The sequence below is a fragment of the Mesorhizobium sp. M7D.F.Ca.US.004.03.1.1 genome, assembly GCF_003998635.1.
GTDB lineage: Bacteria > Pseudomonadota > Alphaproteobacteria > Rhizobiales > Rhizobiaceae > Mesorhizobium > Mesorhizobium loti.
The window spans coordinates 1-5,342 of sequence record NZ_RZQG01000395.1; the positions used below are offsets into that span (position 1 = coordinate 1).

The following is a 5,342-nucleotide window of genomic DNA, read 5'->3' on the forward strand; positions in this document are numbered from 1 at the left end:
AGCTTGGAGCGGTCGCCTTCGAGCTGCGTGCGGTCCTTCTGGCTGGTCGAGGCTGCGATCTTGTTTTCGATGTCGAGCAGCATCGGATTGAGTTCCTCGATGCGCTTCTGCACGGCTTCGAGGTTGGTCATCGTGGTCTTGCGGCGCTCGATGACCTGCGACAGGCTGGTCTCGGAGGTCTTGTAGCGCTGATCGAGGACTTCTTTTTGCGCCTTCAGGATGCCGACGATGGTGTCTGACTTGACCAGCAGTTCCTGCAGATTGCCGGCCAGCGACATGTTGCGGACGCGGTCGGTGCGCATGCGCTGCTTGCTCTGGCTGGAGAAGACGCCGATGAATTTTTCCCAGCCGGTGTAGTTCTTCATGCTCTCGAACTCGGCGCCGAAGACGTTGGTGGCGTCCTCCAGCCCGATGATCAGGTCGGCGATGTTGCCTTCCATCACCTTCTGCTGCTTCAGCACGTCCTCGATGCGGGCGTTCTCGATGTCGAAATTGGCGTCGCCGATCTTCTTGTCGGCGGTGGCGAGCGTATCAAGCACGGTGCCGGACTGCTCGATCTTGGTGCGCATGTCCTGCACGACCTGCTTGGTCTTGGCAATTTCGGCGTCGAAATTCTGCAATGTCGCCATTGGGGCCTCCCGCTTCGGCATCACGTCGCTGGTCGCGAACAGCGGCGAATATATGTGGGGCATCCGGGGATTGAAAGACGCAAGACAACACCCGCCTCGAAAACAAAAGAATCCGTCGCGGTCTTGAAAGTTAGTGAAGGTGGGGTCATGGCGTGATTAGCTTGCCGGTTAGGCATAGTTCAGCTGTCATTGAACTTTCATGCGGCAAAGCGATGGCGCATGGATGCCTTTGTATTCGGCAAACCACTGAAGCAATCGTGGCCGCGATATGCGACGCGAAAGCCGGCTTTACAGAGGCGGACGAACAGCGGATCAGGGCTTGGGATCGGCCTTCAGATAGGCGATGACATTGGCGATGTCGTCGTCCTTGGTCAGGCCGGCAAACGCCATCTTGTTGCCGGGCACTTTCAGCTTGGGGGCCTTGATATACTCGGCGAGATTGGCTTCATCCCACACCAGGGCGGCAGCACCGGCACTCTTCATCGCCTCGGAGTAGTGACCAAGAAAACTCTCGGCGCTACCGGCGGTGCGGCCGACGACGCCCATCAAATGCGGGCCGACCTTGTCGCGGTCGGTGGCCGCTTCATGGCAGGCGATGCATCGGTTGAAGACCTTCTTGCCCAGGGCCGGGTCACCGCCGGCATGGGCGGCAAGGGAGGTGGCAAGGACAAGGGAGGTGGCAAGGAGAAGAAAGCTGGCGGACGAAGCGGCTCGAAACATGGCTGACCCCGGAGAGCTCTGGCTGTCGGCCTTATAGGGCCGAGGCCTTAACAAACGCTGCATCGTGGCGGGATTGCGGAAGACAGGCCCTGACAATGGTATTGCAAGTCAGGCCTGCTGTGCCAGGTCGCGGCGCAGGAAGTCATTCAGCCGTTCGACCGCCGGCGTCATCGACAGAGGGTTGCGCAGGATGCCGATTTCGAGGTCCGGCAGCACCGGAAGCCCTTCATTGCCGCCGATGATGCGCAGCGATGGCGGTACGCTGCGCAGGGCGAGGCCAGCCACCGCGAGCCCGGCCTGGACGACCGCGATCAGGCCAAGCAGAGAGGCGCTTGAATAGGTGCAGCGGTAGGAGCGGTCGACATCGCCAAGCGCCTGCAGGACATTCATCCTGGCGGCGCAGCCCGGTTCGAACAAGGCAACCGGAAGCGGGTCGGTCTCCCAGGCGACATGGTTGGGTGAGGCGACCCAGACGAAGCGCTCCAGCCGGATGACCTCCAGCGGCTGCTCCGGCAAGCGGGTGACGATGGCGAGATCCAGCCGCCCCTCCGCCAGCGTCTTCACCAGTGCGGTCGACTGTTCGCAGATCAATTCCACCGTCACCAAGGGGTGCTCCGCCGCAAAGCGCGACAGCACGGGTGGCAACAGGAAGGCAGCATAGTCGTCCGGCACACCCAGACGGACGCTGCCGGTCTCCTTCGGCCGGGTGACGCTCGCCCATGCCTCATCGGAAAGCTTCAGCAACCGGCGCGCATAGATCAGGAAATCCTCGCCGACGGCATTGGGGATGACGGTTCTGGGGCCACGCACCAGGAGCTGATTGCCGACCATCTCCTCCAGCCGCTGCATCTGCATGCTGACGGCCGACTGGCTGCGGCCGACCCTGGGTGCTGCATTGGAAAGGCTGCCGCTCTCGACGACGGCGACGAAGGTTTTCAGCAAGTTGAGATCGAGTGGCGCGGCCATGGTGCTATCAGCATATCGAATAGATCATTCCAAATCTATTCGCTTGTTTGAAGGCCGTGCCGGTGACCAGATGGCTGGGAGTACCGGCTGGACGAAACACCCATGACAGACGCCTCGACAGCCCGCTTTCCGGCCGCGAGCCTTGCTCTGGCAATGGTTATCGCCGGCACGGTCGGCGCCTTCGCCACGGAATCGGGGCTGCATCCCGTCGCCGTCGTCTTCTGGCGATGTGTGTTCGGCGCGCTGTTCCTTTTCGTATGGTGCCTGTTGCGCGGCTATCTGCCGGACCGGACGCTGTCGCCGTCCCGGCTTGCCCTTGCGGCACTTGCCGGCGTCTGCATGGTGCTGAGCTGGACAGCCTTCTTCGCCGGCTTCGCCATGACGTCGATCGCCACGACGACGATTATCTACCATATCCAGCCGTTCTTCGTGGTCCTGATCGGTGTCGTCTTCCTCAAGGAGCGCATCTCGCCCGACCAACTGCTGTGGATGCTCGGTGCGTTTCTCGGCGTCGTGCTGGCCAGCGGCCTCGTCTTCGCGCACGGCCATGCCGATGCCAACTGGGCGCCGGGCATTGCGCTGACGCTGGGCGGCGCAATGCTCTATGCCGTTACAACGATCCTGGCCAAAGGCCTTGGCCAGCAGCGCGCCGAAATCACGGTACTCTGCCAGACGGTGGTGGGGGTCGTCATGCTCGCCCCGTTCGCTGACGTCGGCCAACATATTGCGCCTGCGTCATGGGGCTGGCTACTCGGCATCGGCGTGCTGCACACCGGCGTTGCCTACGTGCTGATGAATTCGGCCTTTCCGCGCCTGACGACACCGGTGATCGGCGTCATCACCTTCATCTACCCCGTCGTCGCCATCATCGTCGACTGGGCGATCTATGGGCATCCGCTCGGGCTGGCGCAGGCTGCCGGCATGGCGCTGATCGCACTGGCAACACTTGGCGTGCGGCTTGGTTGGCGGTTTCCGAGATCGCGTGTTTCGACCGTATGAACCTGGTCAGCGCTTGATAAAGCCGATGAAGTCGTCGGGCGCGGCGCGGCCCATCTCTTCCTCCCAGTGGCGGCGGCAGAGTGAGACATAGACGTCCTTGCCGATCGCCACCTGTTCGCCTTGCCTGGCCACCTTGCCGTCGGGGCCGAGGCGCACGACCATCGTCGCCTTGCGGCCGCAGCGGCAGATGGTGCGCACTTCGCGCAAATCGTCGGCTATGGCCAGCAGCGCGCGCGAACCTGAAAACAGCTTGCCCTGGAAATCGGTGCGCAAGCCGTAGCACATGACCGGAATGTTCAGGCGGTCGGCGATGCGGGCGAGCTGCCAGACCTGTTCTTCCTCGAGGAATTGCGCCTCGTCGACGAAGACGCAATGCACCGATGTATGCGCGTGGTGATCGGCGACGCGGGCGAACAGATCGTCACCGTCGCGGAACATCTCGGCTTCCGTCTCCAGGCCGATGCGCGACGAGATCAGGCCGGTATCGCCCTTGCGGTAGTGGCCGGCGACGAACAGCATCGTGCCCATGCCGCGCTCGCGATAATTATACGACGCCTGCAACAGCATCGTCGTCTTGCCGGCATTCATCGTTGCATAGTGGAAGTAAAGTTTGGCCATGCCGTCCTACGGTCTGTTGATATTCAGGTGATGCCGGCCTGCAAATGGCGGTTCCTGCGCTTCCCCGTTCTACCGCGTCGCGGTAGAACTGTGCTCACGTACCCGAAAGTACGCTCCGCTCCGGTTCTCGGAGTCCACCATTTTCGTCTCGGCCTGACCTGAATCTAAACAGACCTTATGCCGAGTTGGCCTGATACGGGGAGGGGCCGCCGCCGGCATTCCCCTGAAAAAGCCGACCTGTCTCTGAAAAAGCTGTCTGGCACGACAAAAGCGTCGGTCGTGTCGCTGATTGGCCAGCCCGCGCCGTTGATCGTGATTGCCTTAACGCTTGAATCCACACCAGAATGGTGTTTGGCTGACGAAACAAGGCGGGCAGAGAAACCGTGACTACGCTTCGCCAAAGAATCACAATGGGAGAATATCTATGTCGCGCATGAATTCCTTCGTCGCTGGCCTCGGCCTGGCGGCATTGTTGTCCACGAGCGCTGCCTTCGCCGGTGATCCGGCAAGCTGCAAGGCAGTGCGTCTTTCCGATGTCGGCTGGACCGACATCCAGGCGACGACCGGCATCGCTTCGGTGCTGCTGACCGCGCTCGGCTACGAGCCGCAGACGATCCAGCTGTCGGTGCCGGTGACCATGGCGTCGCTGAAGAACAAGGATCTCGACGTGTTCCTCGGCAACTGGATGCCGTCGATGACCAACGACATCAAGGACTACACCGCCGACGGCTCGGTCGAGACGATCAGCACGAACCTGACCGGCGCCGGCTACGGCATTGTCGTGCCGACCTATGTCGCGGATGCCGGTGTCAAGTCGCTGACCGATATCGGCAAGTTCAAGGACAAGTTCAACGGCAAGATCTACGGCATCGAGGCCGGCAATGACGGCAACCGCATCATCCTCGACATGATCAAGAACCCGAAGGACAATCTCGAAGGCTTCGAGTTGGTCGAATCCTCGGAGGCCGGCATGCTCACGCAGGCCGAGCAGTCGATGAAGAACAATGAGTGGATCGCCTTCCTCGGCTGGACGCCGCATCCGGTGATGGGCGCCATGAAGATCACCTATCTCGACGGCATGGGCGACAGCGGCTTCGGCGCCGCCACCGTCTTTACCAATGTGCGCAAGGGCTACACCACTGAGTGCCCGAATGCCGGCAAATTCATCGCCAACCTCAAGTTCAACCTGGACATGGAAGGCCAGATGATGGACGCGATCCTCAAGGGCGGCGACGCCAACACGGTGGCGGCCGACTGGCTGAAGAAGCACCCGGACGCGGTTGCCCCGTGGATCGCCGGCGTAACCACCTTCGACGGTGGCGACGCGGCCGCTGCCGTCAAGACCGCGCTCGGAAGCTGAGCCGACTGAATTCGGCAAAGCCGAACCAGGAAGGGCAGCCATCTTAGAAA

5 protein-coding genes and 1 pseudogene are annotated in these 5,342 nt (G+C 61.8%); 2 read left to right on the top strand and 4 right to left on the bottom strand.

Annotation, left to right across the window (positions count from 1 at the left end; all coding sequences use genetic code 11):
- From EN935_RS20835 to EN935_RS20845, 3 genes and pseudogenes are all read right to left on the bottom strand, one after another.
- A pseudogene (locus EN935_RS20835) lies at positions 1-629 on the bottom strand (hypothetical protein); the annotation flags it as partial.
- Positions 630-941: 312 nt separating this feature from the next.
- Positions 942-1,349, bottom strand: a complete 408-nt coding sequence (locus EN935_RS20840; protein WP_109659681.1) for a cytochrome c family protein — start codon at positions 1,347-1,349, stop codon at positions 942-944.
- Between the two features lie 108 nt (positions 1,350-1,457).
- Positions 1,458-2,315: a LysR substrate-binding domain-containing protein gene (locus tag EN935_RS20845; protein ID WP_127262894.1), complete on the bottom strand. Its 858-nt coding sequence runs from the start codon at positions 2,313-2,315 to the stop codon at positions 1,458-1,460.
- A gap of 102 nt (positions 2,316-2,417) precedes the next feature.
- Here EN935_RS20845 and EN935_RS20850 point away from each other — a divergent pair, with 102 nt between their 5' ends.
- Positions 2,418-3,314, top strand: a complete 897-nt coding sequence (locus EN935_RS20850; protein ID WP_127262895.1) for a DMT family transporter — start codon at positions 2,418-2,420, stop codon at positions 3,312-3,314.
- A 6-nt stretch (positions 3,315-3,320) separates the two neighbouring features.
- On the opposite strand, the gene EN935_RS20855 is transcribed toward EN935_RS20850, so the two are convergent.
- Positions 3,321-3,932 (bottom strand): thymidine kinase, encoded by a 612-nt coding sequence (locus tag EN935_RS20855; protein WP_127262896.1) that lies wholly within the window; start codon positions 3,930-3,932, stop codon positions 3,321-3,323.
- 424 nt (positions 3,933-4,356) lie between these two features.
- Between EN935_RS20855 and EN935_RS20860 the strand changes: the two genes are divergently transcribed.
- Positions 4,357-5,292, top strand: coding sequence for a choline ABC transporter substrate-binding protein (locus EN935_RS20860; RefSeq protein WP_127262898.1), 936 nt, complete (start codon positions 4,357-4,359; stop codon positions 5,290-5,292).
- Positions 5,293-5,342 lie beyond the last annotated feature (50 nt).

Excerpts from the sequence above, each read along its gene's own strand:
- EN935_RS20840 (WP_109659681.1), bottom strand. The coding sequence starts at position 1,349 with ATGTTTCGAGCCGCTTCGTCCGCCAGCTTTCTTCTCCTTGCCACCTCC.
- EN935_RS20845 (WP_127262894.1), bottom strand. The coding sequence starts at position 2,315 with ATGGCCGCGCCACTCGATCTCAACTTGCTGAAAACCTTCGTCGCCGTC.
- EN935_RS20850 (WP_127262895.1), top strand. The coding sequence starts at position 2,418 with ATGACAGACGCCTCGACAGCCCGCTTTCCGGCCGCGAGCCTTGCTCTG.
- EN935_RS20855 (WP_127262896.1), bottom strand. The coding sequence starts at position 3,932 with ATGGCCAAACTTTACTTCCACTATGCAACGATGAATGCCGGCAAGACG.
- EN935_RS20860 (WP_127262898.1), top strand. The coding sequence starts at position 4,357 with ATGTCGCGCATGAATTCCTTCGTCGCTGGCCTCGGCCTGGCGGCATTG.